At 70.8% G+C, this 16,773-nt stretch carries 16 protein-coding genes; 9 read left to right on the plus strand and 7 right to left on the minus strand.

Features of this window, described 5'->3' with window-relative positions; genetic code table 11:
• The first annotated feature begins 3 nt into the window (after positions 1–3).
• The 3 genes from EYW49_RS20385 (at position 4) to EYW49_RS20395 (ending at position 2,416) form a co-directional block, all read left to right on the plus strand.
• Positions 4–1,032 carry an NAD-dependent epimerase/dehydratase family protein gene (locus EYW49_RS20385; protein WP_131311473.1) on the plus strand — a complete coding sequence of 343 codons (1,029 nt, stop codon included), beginning with the start codon at positions 4–6 and terminating at the stop codon, positions 1,030–1,032.
• A gap of 191 nt (positions 1,033–1,223) precedes the next feature.
• Positions 1,224–1,784: a sigma-70 family RNA polymerase sigma factor gene (locus EYW49_RS20390; RefSeq protein WP_131311474.1), complete on the plus strand. Its 561-nt coding sequence runs from the start codon at positions 1,224–1,226 to the stop codon at positions 1,782–1,784.
• Positions 1,781–2,416, plus strand: coding sequence for an NrsF family protein (locus tag EYW49_RS20395; RefSeq protein ID WP_131311475.1), 636 nt, complete (start codon positions 1,781–1,783; stop codon positions 2,414–2,416). Before EYW49_RS20390 ends, EYW49_RS20395 begins: the two co-directional genes overlap by 4 nt.
• 31 nt (positions 2,417–2,447) lie before the next feature.
• Here EYW49_RS20395 and EYW49_RS20400 read toward each other — a convergent pair whose 3' ends face one another.
• The 5 genes from EYW49_RS20400 to EYW49_RS20420 form a co-directional block, all read right to left on the minus strand.
• Positions 2,448–3,080: a pyridoxamine 5'-phosphate oxidase family protein gene (locus EYW49_RS20400; RefSeq protein WP_131311476.1), complete on the minus strand. Its 633-nt coding sequence runs from the start codon at positions 3,078–3,080 to the stop codon at positions 2,448–2,450.
• Positions 3,081–3,090: 10 nt separating this feature from the next.
• Positions 3,091–3,555: a nuclear transport factor 2 family protein gene (locus tag EYW49_RS20405; protein ID WP_131311477.1), complete on the minus strand. Its 465-nt coding sequence runs from the start codon at positions 3,553–3,555 to the stop codon at positions 3,091–3,093.
• 92 nt (positions 3,556–3,647) lie between these two features.
• Positions 3,648–3,887 carry a hypothetical protein gene (locus tag EYW49_RS20410; RefSeq protein ID WP_131311478.1) on the minus strand — a complete coding sequence of 80 codons (240 nt, stop codon included), beginning with the start codon at positions 3,885–3,887 and terminating at the stop codon, positions 3,648–3,650.
• A 55-nt stretch (positions 3,888–3,942) separates the two neighbouring features.
• Positions 3,943–4,182 carry a hypothetical protein gene (locus EYW49_RS20415; RefSeq protein ID WP_131311479.1) on the minus strand — a complete coding sequence of 80 codons (240 nt, stop codon included), beginning with the start codon at positions 4,180–4,182 and terminating at the stop codon, positions 3,943–3,945.
• Positions 4,183–4,326: 144 nt separating this feature from the next.
• On the minus strand, positions 4,327–4,878 hold the full coding sequence (locus EYW49_RS20420; protein WP_131311480.1) for a carboxymuconolactone decarboxylase family protein: 552 nt from the start codon (positions 4,876–4,878) through the stop codon (positions 4,327–4,329).
• A gap of 125 nt (positions 4,879–5,003) precedes the next feature.
• On the opposite strand from EYW49_RS20420, the gene EYW49_RS20425 reads away from it, so the two are divergent.
• The 4 genes from EYW49_RS20425 to EYW49_RS20440 all read left to right on the plus strand — a co-directional run bounded on the left by EYW49_RS20425 (position 5,004) and on the right by EYW49_RS20440 (position 8,088).
• Positions 5,004–5,936, plus strand: coding sequence for a LysR family transcriptional regulator (locus EYW49_RS20425; protein WP_131311481.1), 933 nt, complete (start codon positions 5,004–5,006; stop codon positions 5,934–5,936).
• A gap of 206 nt (positions 5,937–6,142) precedes the next feature.
• Positions 6,143–6,820, plus strand: a complete 678-nt coding sequence (locus EYW49_RS20430) for a cytochrome b/b6 domain-containing protein (RefSeq protein WP_131311482.1) — start codon at positions 6,143–6,145, stop codon at positions 6,818–6,820.
• Between the two features lie 13 nt (positions 6,821–6,833).
• Positions 6,834–7,622, plus strand: coding sequence for a molybdopterin-dependent oxidoreductase (locus EYW49_RS20435; RefSeq protein WP_131311483.1), 789 nt, complete (start codon positions 6,834–6,836; stop codon positions 7,620–7,622).
• A 232-nt stretch (positions 7,623–7,854) separates the two neighbouring features.
• On the plus strand, positions 7,855–8,088 hold the full coding sequence (locus EYW49_RS20440) for a hypothetical protein (protein ID WP_131311484.1): 234 nt from the start codon (positions 7,855–7,857) through the stop codon (positions 8,086–8,088).
• 57 nt (positions 8,089–8,145) lie between these two features.
• Here EYW49_RS20440 and EYW49_RS23640 read toward each other — a convergent pair whose 3' ends face one another.
• The gene (locus tag EYW49_RS23640) at positions 8,146–13,572 is read right to left on the minus strand and encodes a beta strand repeat-containing protein (RefSeq protein ID WP_131311485.1); all 5,427 of its coding nucleotides are present in this window, start codon (positions 13,570–13,572) and stop codon (positions 8,146–8,148) included.
• A gap of 208 nt (positions 13,573–13,780) precedes the next feature.
• Positions 13,781–14,470 (minus strand): transaldolase family protein, encoded by a 690-nt coding sequence (locus tag EYW49_RS20450; RefSeq protein WP_131311486.1) that lies wholly within the window; start codon positions 14,468–14,470, stop codon positions 13,781–13,783.
• 230 nt (positions 14,471–14,700) lie between these two features.
• Here EYW49_RS20450 and EYW49_RS20455 point away from each other — a divergent pair, with 230 nt between their 5' ends.
• Both EYW49_RS20455 and EYW49_RS20460 read left to right on the plus strand, forming a co-directional pair.
• The gene (locus EYW49_RS20455; protein WP_131311487.1) at positions 14,701–15,486 is read left to right on the plus strand and encodes a DeoR/GlpR family DNA-binding transcription regulator; all 786 of its coding nucleotides are present in this window, start codon (positions 14,701–14,703) and stop codon (positions 15,484–15,486) included.
• Between the two features lie 506 nt (positions 15,487–15,992).
• The coding region (locus EYW49_RS20460) for a substrate-binding domain-containing protein (RefSeq protein WP_131311488.1) at positions 15,993–16,773 on the plus strand (781 nt) is incomplete at its 3' end.

Here is a 16,773-nt window from a genome sequence, read left to right on the forward strand (position 1 = left end):
CCCATGCACATTCTGGTCACCGGCGGCGCCGGGTTCATCGGCCGTCACGTCGTCGCCGGGCTGTTCGCCCGCGACCACGCCGTCCGCGTGCTCGATTCCTTCCGCCCCGACGTCCACCAGGGCGCGCGTCCGATCGACGGCGCGGAGGTGTTTTCCGGCGACGTCCGCGATCGCGCGGTCCTCGACCGGGCGCTGGACGGCATCGACGCGGTGATCCATCTCGCCGCCAAGGTCGGGCTCGGGGTCGACATCGGCGATCTGCCCGACTACGCCGCGACCAACGACCTCGGCACCGCCGAGCTGCTCGCCGCCATGGCGCGCAAGGGCGTCGGCCGGTTGACGCTGGCCAGTTCGATGGTGGTCTATGGCGAGGGCGAGGCGCAGTGCCCCGAACACGGCGCGGTGCGACCGGCGCCGCGGCGGGCCGAAGCGATGGCCGCCGGCGCCTTCGAGCCGACCTGCCCGCACTGCGGCCGGACCCTCGGGACGACCCTGGTCGGCGAGACGACCGCCTTCGATCCGCGCAACGCCTATGCCACCAGCAAGGTCGCGCAGGAGTTCTATGCGAGCAATTGGGCGCGGGTCACCGGCGGTTCGGTGGCGGCGATGCGCTACCACAACGTCTACGGCCCCGGCATGCCGAAGGACACGCCCTATGCCGGGGTGGCGGCGATCTTCCTGTCGGCGCTCAGGCGCGGCGAGGCGCCGAGCGTGTTCGAGGACGGTGGCCAGCGCCGCGACTTCGTCCATGTGCGCGACGTCGCCGCCGCCACCATCCTGGCCTGCGAGCGGCACACGACGGGCGTGCGCGCCTTCAACGTCGGTTCGGGCACGCCGCGCACCGTCGGCGACATGGCGGTGGCGCTGGCCCGCGCCGTCGACGGTCCCGTTCCGGTGGTCACCGGTCGCTTCCGCCTCGGCGACGTCCGCCACATCACCGCCGATTCCTCGCGTCTGGTCGCCGAGCTCGGCTGGCGGCCGGCGGTCGCCTTCGACGACGGCATGGTCGAGATGAGCCGCGCCGTCGGCTGACGGGCCACGAAAGGTTGCGCCGCCGCGCCGGCCCCGCCGCGGCGGCGTCCGCGCGCCCATTCTGCTCCGTCCTCGGACTGTTCCCCCGCGCCCGCGCGTCGTATCGTGGCGGCGATCTTCGTGGATTTCGCTCGCGAAGACGATTTCCGGTAACGTTTCGCCGGTTGCCTGCGTATGGGGAATGGGACCGGATGTCCGTGGCGCAGAGCGAGGAGTGGTCGCAGTGGATGCGCAGAGCGATCGGCGGCGACGAAATCGCCTACCGGACGTTCCTGCAGTCGGTGACGCCGCATCTGCGGGCGATCGCCCGCCGGCGGTGTCGTGCCTGGGGCATGCCCTTGAGCGATGCCGAAGACGTCGTCCAGGACGTCCTGGTGACCGTGCATCTGAAGCGCGGCACCTGGGATCCGAGCCGGCCGATCGGGCCGTGGCTGGCGACGATCGTCCGCAACCGGGCGGTCGACCTGCAGCGGCGACGCGGCGGTGGCGGTCGGATCGCGGTGCCGCTCGACGACGTGCTGGAGACGCTCGGGGTCGAACCGGACGACGGGGCGGACGACCTCGCCGATGCGGAACGGCTGATCGATCGCCTGAAGGATCCGGCCCGCGACATCGTGCGGTCGATCTCGCTCGGCGGCGCCGGGGTGAAGGAGACCGCGGCGCGGCTGCAGATGACCGAAGGCGCGGTGCGCGTCGCCCTGCATCGGGCGCTGAAGACGCTCGCCGCCCTCTACCGGAGTGAGACCACGTGAAGACCGATGACCTGATCCGGCTGCTCGCCGCCGATACCCAAGTCCGCGAACCGCTCGGCCCGGCGATCGCCGTCGCCCTCGGCGTCGGTCTGGCGGTGTGTGCGGTCCTGCTCGTCTTCCAGGTCCACCTGCGCCACGATCTGCTCACGGCGATTCTGCAGCCGCGGGTGGCCTTCAAGATCGGGGTGACCGCCGCGGTCGCCGTCCTGGCGATCGTCCTGCTCGACCGCATCGGGCGTCCCGGCGTGCCGGTGGTCGGCGCCGGACGACTGCTGCTGCTGCCGCTCGCGGCGGTGCTGATCGCCGTCGCCCTCGAGTTGGCGATGACCCCGGCGGCGAGTTGGGGCGAGCGTCTGGTCGGCCGTAACCCCGGCTGGTGCCTCGTCTATATTCCGGTGTTCGCGGCGGTGCCGCTGGCGGCGATCCTGACGGCGATGCGGCGCGCGGCACCGGAAAGCCCGACCCGCGCCGGTGCCGTCGCCGGATTGGCGGCGGCAGGCATGGCCGCGGCCTTCTACGCCTGGCACTGCCCGGACGACAGCCCGCTGTTCCTCGCCACTTGGTACGTGATCGCCTCGGCCGCGGTGACCGGGGTCGGGGCGCTGCTCGGGCGGCGCCTGCTGGTGTGGTGAGCGGGGCACGCCGACGACGCCATCCCGCCGGTCAGCCGCGCGCGGCGGCGGCCGCCCGGAGTGCCGCGACTTCCGCCTCGAGGGTGGCGATCCGTTCGTCGCGCGCGGCGAGTGCCGCGGCGACGTCGGCGGCTTCGAAACGCTGCGGGATGTGCTGGGGACAATTGGCGTCCCAGGCGGCGACGGTGAACAGGATCACCTGCGCCGGCCGCGCCCGATAATCCGCCGGCATCAGCGACGCCACCAGATCCGGGTCGTCCTCGACCACCCGGGCGGTGCCCCAGATCTTGATGCGCCGCTGGGTGGCGTAGTCGATCAGGAACAACAGCGCCTTGGGGTTGTCGGCGAGATTGCCGAGGGTGATGAACTGGCGGTTGCCGGTGAAGTCGACGAAGCCGAGCGTGGCCTCGTCGATCACCCGCAGGAAGCCCGGCGGGCCGCCGCGATGCTGGACATAGGGCTGGCCGTCACGGTTGGCGGTCGCCAGGAACAGGCTGGTCTGGGTACCGATGAAGGCGGCGAGCTCGGGCGTGACCCGGGTCGGCCAACCGTCGCCCGCCTCGACCCGGGCATAGGCGCGGCGCGATCCCTTGCGGGTCTGGACCGCCTTGACCGACGGCGAGAAGGCGACGTCGCTCGCCGCCGGGAACGCGGAATCGTCCATGGTCGAACCCTCACAACCCGAGGTCGCTCAGCGACGGATGATCGTCGGGGCGACGGCCGAGCGGCCAGTGGAACAGGCGATCGCCGGCGGCGATCGGGGCGTCGTTGATGCTGGCGATGCGGCGGCGCATCAGCCCGTCGGCGTCGAATTCCCAGTTCTCGTTGCCGTAGCTGCGGAACCACTGGCCTTCGGCATCGTGCCATTCGTAGGCGAAGCGGACCGCGATGCGGTCGACGCGGAAGCCCCAGATCTCCTTGATCAGGCGGTAGTCCAATTCGCGGGCCCATTTGGCGGTGAGCAGGGCTTCGATCGCGGCGCGGCCCTGGAGAAAGTCGGTGCGGTTGCGCCAGCGGCTGTCGGGCGTATAGGCCAGCGCCACCCGCGCCGGATCGCGCGAATTCCAGGCGTCTTCGGCCAGTCGGACCTTCTCGACGGCGGTCTCCAGCGAGAAGGGGGGAAGCGGCGGGCGGCTCATGGCGGGATCCTCCGGTGGATGGGTCGGTCTTCGGGCCTCCCCCGGGGCGGTGGCCGTCGCCGGCCGAACCGCCCCGGGTCGGGGTTTCGGGTTCAGTGGTTGCCGTTGCCGATCTTCGGCAGGTTGCGGTCGATGATCGCCTGTTCGACGCCGGTGGTGCCGGAGACTTCGGCGATCGACGCCGACTGGCGGCCTTCGACCACGAGAGCGACGGTGCGGGCGGTCTGCTCGACCGAGACCACCTGGTTGCGGCCGGCGGTGGAATCGGCGAGCGCCGGGCCGAACGAGGTGGCGAGAGCGAGAGCGGCGACGGCGAAGGTGATGCGGGTCATGGGGAAATTCCTTTTCGATGAAGTGGGATGAGCAGGGAGTGGCAGAGGGCGGGGCTCAGTTGTTGCCGTTGCCGATCTTCGGCAGGTTGCGGTCGATGATCGCCTGTTCGACGGCGGTGGTGCCGGAGACTTCGGCGACCGGCGCCGACTGGCGGCCTTCGACCACCGGAGCGACGGTGCGGGCGGTCTGCTCGGCCGAGACCACCTGATTGCGGCCGGCGGTGGAATCGGCGAGCGCCGGGCCGAAGGACGTGGCGAGAGCGAGAGCGGCGACGGCGAAGGTGATGCGGGTCATGGGAGACTCCTCTGGGGATCGCGGCCGATGGTCGGCCGACGTGGGGGATGGGACGGGGGATGAACGGAGTGGGGGTGAGCCGGCGGCACGGGGGGCGACCGGGGTCTGCCGACCCCGCCGACGGGCGGGGTCCGGCGTCTTCGATCAGGCCGCCTTGCCGGCGGTGACCAGGGGGAAGTCGATGTCGGTCGCGGCGACCGAATTGATGTAGTTGGTCCAGGTGTTGAGGGCGACGTGGAGGACGATCTCGATCACCTGGGCGTCGTCGTAGCCGGCACTGCGCAGGGTCTTCAGGGCGTCTTCCCCGACGTGGCCGCGGTCGCGGACCACCTTGGCGGCGAAGCGCACCGCGGCGTCGGCCTTGGGGTCGTTCGACGTGCCCATGCGGTTGGCGGTGATCTCGGCCGGATCGAGCTTGGCGAGGTTCTTGGCGAGGTAGCTGTGGGCCGACAGGCAGTAGTCGCAGCCGTTGATCTCGGCGACGGCGAGGGCGATGCGCTCGCGGGTCTGGGCGGGCAGGGTGCCCTTGCCCAGCGCGCCGCTGAGGCCGAGGTAACCTTCGAGCGCCGCGGGGCTGGTGGCGACCAGACGGAACAGGTTCGGCACGACGCCGAGCTGCTTGTTGACGGCTTCGAGCAGCGGACGGGAGGCGGCGGGCGCATCGGCGATGGTGGCGGGGATCGGCAGACGGGACATTGGGGGGCTCCTGATTTCGGTTGGCGGGGTGTCGGGGGCAACCCGATGACCGGAACCTAGAGGCTTCCAATTTCCCCCAATAGACGGCAAGATCGGAAGCTACCCTCTCGAAAATCGGAAGATCCATGGACCGCCTCGAAGCCATGTCGATCCTGTTGACCGCGGTCGAAGCCGGCAGCCTGTCGGCGGCCGGGCGTCGCCTCGGCGTTCCGTTGGCCACCGTCAGCCGCAAGGTGTCCGAGCTCGAGGCCCATCTCGGCACGCGGATCTTCAATCGGGCCAGCCGCCAGTTGACCCCGACCGACGCCGGCGTGGCCTATATCGCCGCCTGCCGGCGCATCCTCGACGAGGTCGACGAAGCCGAGCGCATCGCTGCGGGCGAGTTCCGCACCCCCAAGGGTGATCTGATCATCACCGCGCCGATCGTGTTCGGGCGGCTGCACCTGTTGCCGGTGGTCACCGACTTTCTGCGCACCTATCCGGAGATCGACATCCGGCTGGTCCTGGCCGATCGCATGGTCGATCTGCTCGAGGATCAGGTCGACGTGGCGCTGCGCATCGGCGCGCTGCCCGACAGCGGACTGGTCGCCATCCGGATCGGCACGATCCGCCAGATCGTCTGCGCCAGTCCCGCCTATCTCGCCGAATACGGCACGCCGCGCGATCTCGACGATCTCGGCCGACACGTCTGCGTGACCTTTTCGGGGCTGGCCACCGCCGGCCAGTGGCGGTTCCCGTCCGGTTCGATCACGCCGCGGACTCGTCTGGTGGTCGACACCGCCGAGGCGGCGATCGATGCAGCGGTCGCCGGGGTCGGGATCACCCGGGTGCTCTGCTATCAGGCCGCCGCCGCCGCCCGCGCCGGGACGCTGCAGGTCCTCCTCGAAGATCTCGAACCGCCGCCGCTGCCGGTCAATCTGGTCCACACCGGCGAACGCCTGTTGCCGTTGAAGTTGCGCGCCTTCCTCGACTTCGCGACGCCGCGGGTGAAGGCGCACCTCGCCGAGGCGACCTGCGTCTTTCTGTGGCCGAAAGATCGCGCCGACGCGCCGGCGTGACGCGCCGCCGGCCCCGTCGGAATCTCCATCACGAAAGCGTGTCCGCGTCCCGCAGGCAAAGACCGCCGAACCGCCGGTCGGCGGCGGCGCGCCTGTAACGTTTGCGTCTCCTCGCGCGAAAGGTGGGTCAGAGGGGCGGCGTGAGCCCGTGCCCCGCGCGGTCCCGCCGCCGGCCGCCGAACCGGCTCTCGAGGAGACGATCAGCCATGCCCGACGCCACCCGCCCGCCGCCCCGCCGACCGCGTCGCCTGCACCCCGTGGCGGTGCGCGTGATGCACTGGATCAACGCGCTGGCGATCCTGATGCTGCTGTTCAGCGGCCTCAAGATCTACGACGACTATCCGATCCTGAACGGGCTCTATTTCGCCGAGGCGATCACCCTCGGGGGCCATCCCGAGACGGCGCTGCAGTGGCACTTCTTCGCGATGTGGATCCTGGGGGTCAACGGGCTGGTCTATCTCGCCTACGGCCTGGTGACCGGGCGTTTCCGCCGCAAGCTGTTGCCGGTCGACCCGCGCGAGGTGGTGGCCACCGTCCGCGACGCGCTGCGCCTCCATCTCGGCCACGACGACATCCGCCACTACAACGGCGTCCAGAAGCTGCTCTATCTCGGCGTCATCGCGATCGTCGTTCTCCAGGTCGCGACCGGTCTGGCGATCTGGAAGCCGGTGCAGTTCTCGGAGTTCGCCGCCCTGTTCGGCTCGTTCCAGACCGCCCGCATCCTGCATTTCGCCGGCCTCGGGGCGATCGCCGGCTTCCTCGTCGTCCATGTCGCGCTGGCGCTGCTGGTGCCCAAGACCCTCGTGGCGATGGTCACCGGCGGTCCGCTCGAGGACCCGGCCGACCGCGCACTCGCCCCCTCCGCCCCTCCCGCGACCCGTTGACCGGAGATCCGTCATGACCATCCAACGCCTCGGCTCGATCTTCCGGCGACCGACCCCGATCGGGCAGGCCGTGTTCGACGACAATCGCAAACTGGTGGCGAGCATCGATCGGCGGGGGCTGCTGCGCGGCTCCCTGTCGCTCGGCAGTCTGGTGATGCTCACCGGCTGCGACGTCGGCCACGAAGGCTCGGTGCAATCGGCGCTGCGGGCCGTCAGCGAATTCAACGACGCCGTCCAGGCGGCGCTGTTCCGCCCCGATCACCTCGCCCCGACCTATGCGCTCGACCAGGTCGCCCATCCGCCGCGCTACAATGCCTTCTACGGCATCGGCGACGTGCGGCCGGTCGCGGCCTCGACCTGGAAGCTCGAACTGGCGGGGCGGATCGGCAACAAGACGCCGTGGACGGTCGCCCAGATGTACGATCTCCCCGAGACGGAGCTGATCGCCAAGCACATCTGCGTCGAGGGCTGGGACTACGTCGGCCACTGGAAGGGCGTGAGCCTGCGGCTGTTCCTGGAGCGCATCGGCGCCGACACCAAGGCGCGCTACCTCGCCTTCAAATGCGCCGACGACTACACCGGCTCGATCGACATGGCGACGGCGCTGCATCCCCAGACGATTCTGGCGACGCGCTACGGCGACGATCCGATCGGCGATCCCTTCGGCTTCCCGCTGAGGCTGCGGACCGCGACCAAGCTCGGCTACAAGAACCCCAAGTGGATCACCGCCATCGAGGTGACCAACACCAAGCCCGGCGGCTATTGGGAAGACCGCGGCTTCAACTGGTTCGGCGGGATCTGACGGCGGGGCGGATCGAGTGCGCGCCTCCCGCGGGCTCGGGACTTCCGCCTCGGACTCGCTTCGGACGACCGGGTGGGCCGCGACGACGATCGCGCGGCCGATCGTCCGCGCGGCGTTGGGTAGATTCCGAGCCTGCCGTGGTGGCGGCGGCGCGGGTTAGCGTGCGGTCGCGGCGCAGCTTCGGGCCGCGCTCCGGGCCGACCGCTCGCTCTTCGACCAAGGAAACCCCGCCATGTTCCGCTCGGCCACCCTCGCCCTCCTCGCCGGCAGCCTGCTGTTCGCGACCGTTCCGCCGGCCGCGGCGCAATTCGGACCGCCGGGCGTGCAGGAGCAGCGCGATCGCTACGATCAGCGCGGTCCGCGCGAGCACCGCGGAAACTGTCGGATCGAACGGCAGCGGTTCACGGTGATGAGCCATCACCGCCCGCGGGTGCAGTGGCGCAGCGTCCGCGTCTGCCGCCCCTGAGCGCGGCACGGGCCGGCGTCTGCCGCCGGCCCCCTCGGGGCTCTCTCTTGGTGGATCTCAGGCGATCAGGGTCCAGGCGGTGCCGGGATTGCCGAGCGTGCCGCCGCCGACGATCGTCGTGTCGTTGATCAGCCACGCGGCCAGCGTCGAGTCGGTCGCCGACTTGAACACGATGTCCGAACGGCCGTCGCCGTCGAGGTCGCGGATCCCCTGGAACACCCAGGCCGAGCCGGGATTGCCGATCGTGCCGCCGCCGATCTGGGTCGTCCCCGCCATGTCCCAGGTCGCCAAGGTCCCGTCGGTCTTCTGGAACAGAATGTCCGAGCGCCCGTCGCCGTCGAAGTCGCCGATCCCCTTGAAGGTCCAGGCGGCGCCGGGATTGCCCAGCGTGCCGCCGCCGACGATCGAGGTGTCGCCGAGCTGCCAGGTCGCCAGCGTCCCGTCGGTCTTCTGGAACAGGAGGTCCGAACGGCCGTCGCCGTCGAAGTCGCCGATGCCGTCGAGCGTCCAGGCGGCGCCGGGATTGCCGATCGTGCCGCCGCCGACGATCGCGTCGCCGACGACGTCCCAGGTGGCGTAGGTGCCGGTCGCGGTGTTCTGGAACAGCAGGTCCGAGGTGCCGTCGCCGTTGAAGTCGCCGATCGCCCGGAACACCCAGGCGGCGCCGAGGCTGCCGAGGTTCGCACCGCCGGCATGGGCGTCGGCGGCGACCAGCCAGGTCCGGTAGGCGCCGGTGGTGCCGTTGCGCAGCAGGAGGTCGGCGGTGCCGTCGCCGTCGAAGTCGCCGGTGCCGAGCACCTGCCAATCGGCGCCGGGATTGCCGAGGGTGGCGCCGCCGACGAGGCCGGAGGCGCCGACCAGCCAGGTGGCGAGCGTGCCGTCGGCCTTGCGGAACAGGAGATCGGTCGAGCCGTCGCCGTCGAAGTCGCCGGTGGCGGCGAGCGCCCAGGCGCGGCCGGGATTGCCGAGGGTGCCGCCGCCGGTGATGGTGGTGCCGGAGAGCGTCCAGGTGGCGAGCGTGCCGTCGGCCTTGCGGAACAGCACGTCGGATTTGCCGTCGCCGCCGAAGTCGCCGGTGGCGACCCGCCGCCATGCGGTCCCGGGATTGCCGATGGTGCCGCCCACGGCGATCGCCGTATCGGCCAGCATCCAGGTCGCCAGCGTCCCGTCCGATTTGGCGAAGAGGAGGTCGGAACGGCCGTCGCCGTTGACATCCGCGGCGGGGGCGGCGGGCGACAGGAACACCACGTCGCGGTCGGTGAAGCGCAGCGCCTCGATGCTGGTCAGCTTGTCGGTGCCGTCGCTGCCGGCGGTGACCGTCCAGGTGCCGTCGGCCTTGTTGCGGGTCCAGGTCGCGGCGGTGGAGGCGACGGCATAGAGGGCGACGTCACGCCCGGCGCCGCCGATGAGGGTGTCGTTGCCGGCGCCCCCGACCAGCACGTCGGCGCCGGCGCCGCCGGTGATCACGTCGGCCCCGGCGAGACCGCGGATCAGGTCCGCGCCCGCGGTGCCGGTGAGGGTGTCGACCCCCGCGGTGCCGGTCAGGCTGGTGTAGGTGCCGAAGGCGAGGAGGGCGGAGACCTGGTCGTCGTCGCCGGCGACGATGCGGCCGGGGGTCGAATCCGGATCGGACTGGCCGGCGGCGACGATCGAGGCGGAGACCGTGCCGAACGGCGGGGTGGCGCCCGAGAACACCAGGGTCAGGCTGCGTTGCGTCCCGGCGAGCAGGCTCGCGACCGTCCACAGGCCGGTCGCGGCGTCCCACGTGCCCTGATCGGAGCTGGCGGAGACCACGCTCACGCCGACCGGCAGGACGATCGCCACCACCACGTCGCTGGCCAGCCCCGGCCCGGCGTCGGCGAGGGTGATCACCGCCCGGGCGGCGCCGGAGGCGTCGCGGGTCGCGGTGTCGATCGTCAGCGACAGATCGGCGGCTTCGGGATCGGCGGCGCCGACCACCACCTGGTCGCTGCGGGAATCGTCGGCGAGCCCGATCAGGGTGGTGTCGCTGGTCACCGCGCCGGTCAGCACGCCGGTGCCCATGGCGATCCAGGTGCCGGTCAGCACGAATTCGGCCGAGGCGCCGGCGGCGAGCGAGGTCAGGGTCAGATCGATGCCGTCGTCGCGCAGCGACCCGGTACCGTTGCCCGACCAGCCGGTGATCACCCCGCCGACCGCCCAGTCGTGGATCACCACGTCGGCGGCGGCGACACCGCCGTTGTTGGTGACGATCAGGCGATAGGTGAAGGACGCGCCGACCACCGCCGTGGCGGCCGGCGCCACCGCGGTCAGGGTCAGGTCGGTGGTGGCGGCCGGCGCCGTGACGGTGACCGCCGACGTGACGGAATCGTTCGTGGCGACCGAGTCGTAGGTCGGGGTGGCGACGGTGGCGGTGGCGAGCAGGGGCGCGGTCAGGCCGCCGTCGAGGGCGAGGTTCAGGCGATAGGCGGCGCCGGTGGCGATGCCGCGACCGGTGCCGCCGGGATAGCTCGACACCTGGACGTAATAGGTGCCGGCGGCGGCGAAGGTGTAGGAGAGCCAGGAATCCGAGGTGGTCGAGGAACCGGCATCGAGGCCGCCGTCGTCGGCGAAGGCGAGGCGGGCGCCCTTGGCGTCGTAGATCGCCAACCAGGAATCGAATCCGACGCTGCGATCGATGTCGAAGACCCCGGTGCGGCCGGCGGCGTCGACGGTGAAGGCATAGGTGTCGATCGAGCCGTCGCCGGTGGCGTCGATCGACACGTGCGGCGTGGTGGCCGAACCGGCGACCTCGGCGTCCCAGATTCGCGCGAAGCGCCCGTCGAGGACGGTGGCGGTGGCGAAGGTGTCGTTGGCGACGCCGGCGGGGGGTACGAACACCGCGCCGACCCCGGTGGCGACCGCCGAGACGGTGATCGTCGAGGCCGCGCCGGCGGCGACGGTGCCGAGATCGAAGGTCAGGGTGCGGCCATCGGCGGTCACCGCCTGTGACGCGGACGTGAAGGCGAAGCCGTCGGGCAGCACGAAGGTGAGGGTGGCGGCGGTCGCGGCGAGGGTGCCGAGATCGGCGACGTTCACGGTCCAGGTGGCGGAGTCGCCGATCGCCAGGGTGGCGGAGGGGCCGGCGAGGCTCACCGCCAGATCGGCGGCGCCACCGATGGTCACGGTGCCGGCGGCATAGGTCACCACCGGCGCGGCGACGCCGTCGGAGAGCACGCCGTAGACGTGATAGGTGCCGGGGGCGAGGCCGGTGGTGTCCCACACATAGGCGCCGCTGCCGTCGGTGTCGTACCACAGCGACAGGCGGGCCACGGAATCGGGATCGACGGCGGTGTAACCGAGGGTGACGCGGCCGTCGCCGGCGGGCGCGGGGAGGCTCGCGAGCGTCAGGGTCGGGGCGGTCTCGACCAGCCCGGCGACATAGGAGACGCTGCCGAGCGGGGTCGGATCGACGAAACCCAGCGTCCAGGTCCCGGCGCTCGGGTCGACCAGCGCGATGGCCACCGACGTGGCGGTCGACAATTCCTCCAGCCGTTCGATGCCGGCGGCGGCGAAACCGGCCTCGCTCACGACGGTGCCGTCGGGACGGATCACCTGCAGACCGACCGCGCCGGTCTGGGCGACCGTCCAGGCGGCGGAGATCACGAAGACACGGGGGCTGGCGCCGCCGGCCGCGGCGGCGACGGTGACCGCGCCGGTGGTGCCGGCCGCGGTCGCGAGATCGATCGCCGCGCTGCCGCCCGAGGCGACGCTGCCCAGACCGATCAATTCGCTCTTGCCGTCGAAGCGCTCGCGGATGCCGATCGCCGCGGTGGAAGTCGCGCCGAGGACCGACAGGGACACCGTCGTCCAGGCGGCGGCCCAATCGTTCGAGAGATCGCCGTCGTCGGAGAATTCGACGCGGGTGACGGCGGCGACGGTGGTGCCGAGGAAGCGCGCCGCGCCGTCGGGCAAGGTCACGGTGGCGGTGCCGGAGAAGCCGAAGTCGAAGGTCGAGCGAGCGGCGAGGGTGCCGGTCCAGGTGAAGAAGCCGGAGAACAGGCTCACCGTCGCGGCATAGGCGAGGGCGCCGTCGGCCCAGCCGAGGGTCAGGGCGCCGGTGGCGTGGAAAATAGTGCTCGCCACCAGATCGAGGGTGGCGGTGCCGGTGAGGGTCGTGCCGTCGAGGGTGCCGGCGACCGTCAGCGTGCCGATCGCGGCGCGGCCGAGGGCGATGCCGAAGGTGCCGGTGATCGCCGGCGGCGCGGCGTCGTCCTCGGCGACATGGGCGAGGGTACCGGCGACCGAGGTCAGCCGCGCCGTCGCCAGCGCCGGCAGATCGAGGGCGAGGCCGGTGGCGGCGAAGGTCACCGTCGACAGCTGGACGGTGTCGCCCTCGGTGAAGTCGAGGCTCGCGGCGAGGGCGAGGCCGCCGACGCCGACCGGGACCACCACCGTGGTGGTGCCGGTGACCTCGCCGGTGGCCGGGGCGAGGTTGAGCGCGAGATCGCGGAAGCGCCAACCGTCCCAGACCGAGTCGCCGGTGGCGATCAGCCGGCCGACCAGGGTCGCGCCATCGGGGGTGACGGCGACGCGGTTCTCGCCGAGGAGGGCGAAGTCGACAGATTCGCCGAACAGTTTCGACAGGCCGGTGACGGTGAAGCGGGCGCGGTAGTCGAAGCTGCCGTCGGCGGTGCCGGCGATCAGGGTCTGGTCGCTGGCCGTGACCGCCAGGATGTCGAACAGGCGGAAGGCGGCATCGTCGAGGGCGAGGACACCGCTGTCGCCGAAGGCCACGACGCCATACTGGATCACCAGGGTGGCGACCACCGACTGGCCGCCGAGCGGCCAGGGCAGGGCGAAATGGACGCCGGCGCGGACCGTGCGGCGATCGACGGCGAGGGTGTCGACGATCAGGTCCTCGGTGCCGAGGCGCAGTTCGTCGGCCCCGCCGACATCGGTGACCGCGGCCACCGATCCGTCGGCATAGGCCAGGGTGAAGTCGCCGTGGAACAGGATGCGCGAGGTGCCGCCGAGGGTCACCGCGACGGCGCCGTCGGTGACCCCGAAGGCGGTGGCGCCGTACCAGCCGGCGCCGCCGTCGACGGCGAGCAGCGCGGCGATACCGTCGCTGCGGCCGACGGTCAGGCCGCCGGTGCCGGTCCAACGGGCCGACGCGGCGTCCCAACTCCAGGTGGCGACGGTCGCCAGGGCGATCGGGCCGGTGACCCAGCCGGCCGGGGCGGCCGAGATCTGGTAGGACCAGGCGGTGCCGCTGTCGTTGCTGGCGAGGATCACCTCGACGGTGTCCGCGCCGCCGGGCGGCAGGTAGACCGTCGCGGCATGGGAATATTTCATCAGGCCGGTGTCGACGATGATCTTGCCGCCGTAACGGACGACGAGGTGGTCCGGCAGCGAATACATGTCGAACGTTACGGTCAGCAGCGTCCCGGACGTCGGATAGACGTCGAGAAATCGGCCGCTGCCTTCGTATCCGCCACTGGCGTCGATGGAATGAGTCGTCATGCCCGATCCGCTGATTCGACAGGGGATCAGTAGAACAAGATAAGATGAATTCTTTCTTTCCCGGCGTTTTCCGACGATCGAATCAGGGATTCATTTCCCATTCGTGTCCGAATTGCGTCGGGCGTCTTGAGATACGCAACCTTCCGTGACGCCAAGCGAAGCGCCGACTGGGCCGCGCGGCGGGCACCGCGGGCGATGCCGCCGCCGCTCAGTCGCCCGGGAGCAGGTCGAGCACGGTGGTGGCGGGGCCGTAGGCGCCGGCCCAATCGGCGAGGAAGCCCTCGACGCCGGCGTCGGTCAGGGGGTGGGCGAGGAGGGTGTCGAGCAGGTCGGGCGCCAGCGTCGCGGTATGGGCGCCGGCCAGCGCCACGCCGAGGACCTGCTGGGCGCTCTTGAACGAGGCGGTGAGCAGGCGGGTCGGCAGGTGGTGGGTGTCGAACAGGCGGACGATGTCGGCGACCACCCGCACGCCGTCGCCGCCGATCGCGTCGACGCGGTTGACGTAGGGCGCGACGAAGGCGGCGCCGGCACGGGCGGCGATCAGCGCCTGCAGCGGCGTCACCACGGCGGTGGCGGTCGGGGCGAAACCGGCGTCGGCGAGCCGCCGGATCGCCTTGAGGCCCTGCGCCGTGACCGGCACCTTGGGGTGGAAGCCGGCGCCGAGCCGATCGCGCAGGCGTTCGGCCTCGGTGACCATGGTCTCGGCGTCGGGAGCGACGACCTGGGCGTGGAGCATCGCGCCGGCGCCGAGGATCGCCCGGATCTCGTCGAGCAGGGGACCGAGCGGGCGCCGTTCGCGGGCGATCAGGGTCGGGTTGGTGGTGACGCCGGCGATCGGAAACAGGTCGATGGCGCGGGCGATGGCCCGGACGTCGGCGGTGTCGAGCAACAGCAGCATGGCGATCTCTCTTCCAGCTCGAGGCGGATCCGGCCGGGCATTTGGGCCCGGCGACGCGGCGATGTCCAGCGCGAGCGGCGCCGATCGGCTCTTTTGGGGCCCCGGCGGGGGCGGTGCGGCGTCGCGACGGACGGCGGACGGGTCGGCCCGCTGCGAATCGCAGTTTCGAAAGACAACGAAAGCGAGTAGGCTCGCCGCCGTCACAAAACCGAAACCAATCGAGGCGGCCCGTGGCTTCATTGAAGGCGACGAAACGCCATCAGGTCATCCTCGCGACGCTCGGGGAGCGCGAGCAGGCGACCGTGCTCGAGCTGTCCGAAATGCTCGGCGTCTCGCACGTGACGATCCGCGAGGATCTGCGCCAGCTCGAAGAGGCCGGCCAGCTGGTGCGCAGCCGTGGCGGCGCGATCGCCATCGGCGATCGGCGGTTCGAACAGCCGCTGGAATTGACCCGGCGGTCGGAGCCGGAGGCCAAACGAGCGATCGGCCGGGCCGCGGCGGCGCTGGTGCGCGACGGCCAGACGATCATCGTCGACGTCGGTTCGACGACCACGGCGATGGCCGAATCGCTGGACGGCGAGTTCTTCGACCTGACCGTCGTCACCAACGGCCTGAACATCGCCCTGACCTTGGAAAAACGGCGCAATTCGACGATCATCGTCACCGGCGGGACGCTGCGGCCGCTGCAGCATTCGCTGGTCGCGCCGCTCGGGACGACGCTGCTCGAGCGGATCAACGCCGACGTCGCCTTCCTCGGCTGCAACGGCATCGATCCGCGGCGCGGCTTCACCAATTCCAACGTCGCGGAAGCCGAGATCAAGCAGGCGATGATCGCCTCGGCGGCCCGCGTGGTGGTGCTCGCCGACCACACCAAGCTCGCCCAGATCGCCTCGGCCTTCGTCGCGCCGCTCGCCGCCGCCGATCTCCTGGTGACCGACGACGGCGCCGATCCGCGTCTCGTCCAGGAGCTGCGCAGCGCCGGTCTCGAGGTTCTGGTGGTGCCGGTCGAACGCTGAGCGACGGCCGGCGCGGCGATTCTTTGCCTTTCTTATGAAAACTTGTTTTTCCTTGTGTTCGGCGATCGCGGTGATACGGTGATGCGAACGAGAGGCCAGCCGGGAATCCGGTATCGCCCGGGAGGACGAGGATGTGTCGATCGGTGCTCGGTCATCGGAGGGCCGGAGGTTTCGGTTCGCACAGGGCGCGGATGCGCGCCGCGCACGCCTTCGCCGTCCCGATCGTCGCCGCGACCGCGAGCGGCAGGGTCCTGGCGACCGGCGCGTGCCGCGATTCGCTCCGCCGTCTTCGGCCGATCACGCTCCGCACCCGTCGTGAGCCCCTGAGCGCGCCGATGGCCGCGGCCCCGCCGGCGTCCGGCGCACGGCCGCCGAAATTCGAGACATTCGAGGGACTCCTCGGAACGGAATGAACGGGAACATCCGAAACGCTCCTGCTGCGGCTGCGGGCAGGAAAGCGGGCACCCGGTTCGCAACACGCAGCGAGACGACGAGGGAGTGAACGCATGTGGCATTTCGTCAAGACTCTGAAGACGGTCGCCTTGGCGACGGCGGCGTTGACGCTGGCGGTGGTCGCCGGTGACGCGACCGCCGCGGAGAAGGGTTCGATCGGCGTATCGATGCCGACGAAGTCTTCGGCGCGGTGGATCGCGGACGGGGCGAACATGGTCAAGTATCTGGAAGAGAAGGGCTACAAGGCCGATCTCCAGTACGCCGACGACGACATCCCCAACCAGCTGGCGCAGATCGAGAACATGGTGACCAAGGGCGTCAACGTCCTGGTGATCGCGGCGATCGACGGCACCACGCTGACCGACGTGCTGCACAAGGCGCACGAGAAGAACGTCAAGATCATCGCCTATGACCGGCTGATCCGCGGCTCGGCCGACGTCGACTACTATGCGACCTTCGACAACTTCCAGGTCGGCGTGATCCAGGCCTCCTACATCGAGAGCGCGCTCGATCTGAAGGCCGGCAAGGGGCCGTTCAACATCGAACTGTTCGGCGGCTCGCCCGACGACAACAACGCCTTCTTCTTCTACAACGGCGCGATGTCGGTGCTGCAGCCCTACATCGACTCCAAGAAGCTGGTGATCGGCTCCGGCCAGACCGGCATGGACAAGGTCTCGACCCTGCGCTGGGACGGCGCGGTGGCCCAGGCCCGCATGGACAACCTCCTGTCGGCCTTCTACTCCGGCAAGGGCAAGCGGGTCGACGCGGTGCTGTCGCCCTACGACGGCCTGTCGATCGGCATCATCTCGTCGCTGAAGGGCGTCGGCTACGGCG

This window comes from Siculibacillus lacustris, from assembly GCF_004328075.1.
GTDB classification, from domain to species: Bacteria; Pseudomonadota; Alphaproteobacteria; order Rhizobiales; family Ancalomicrobiaceae; genus Siculibacillus; species Siculibacillus lacustris.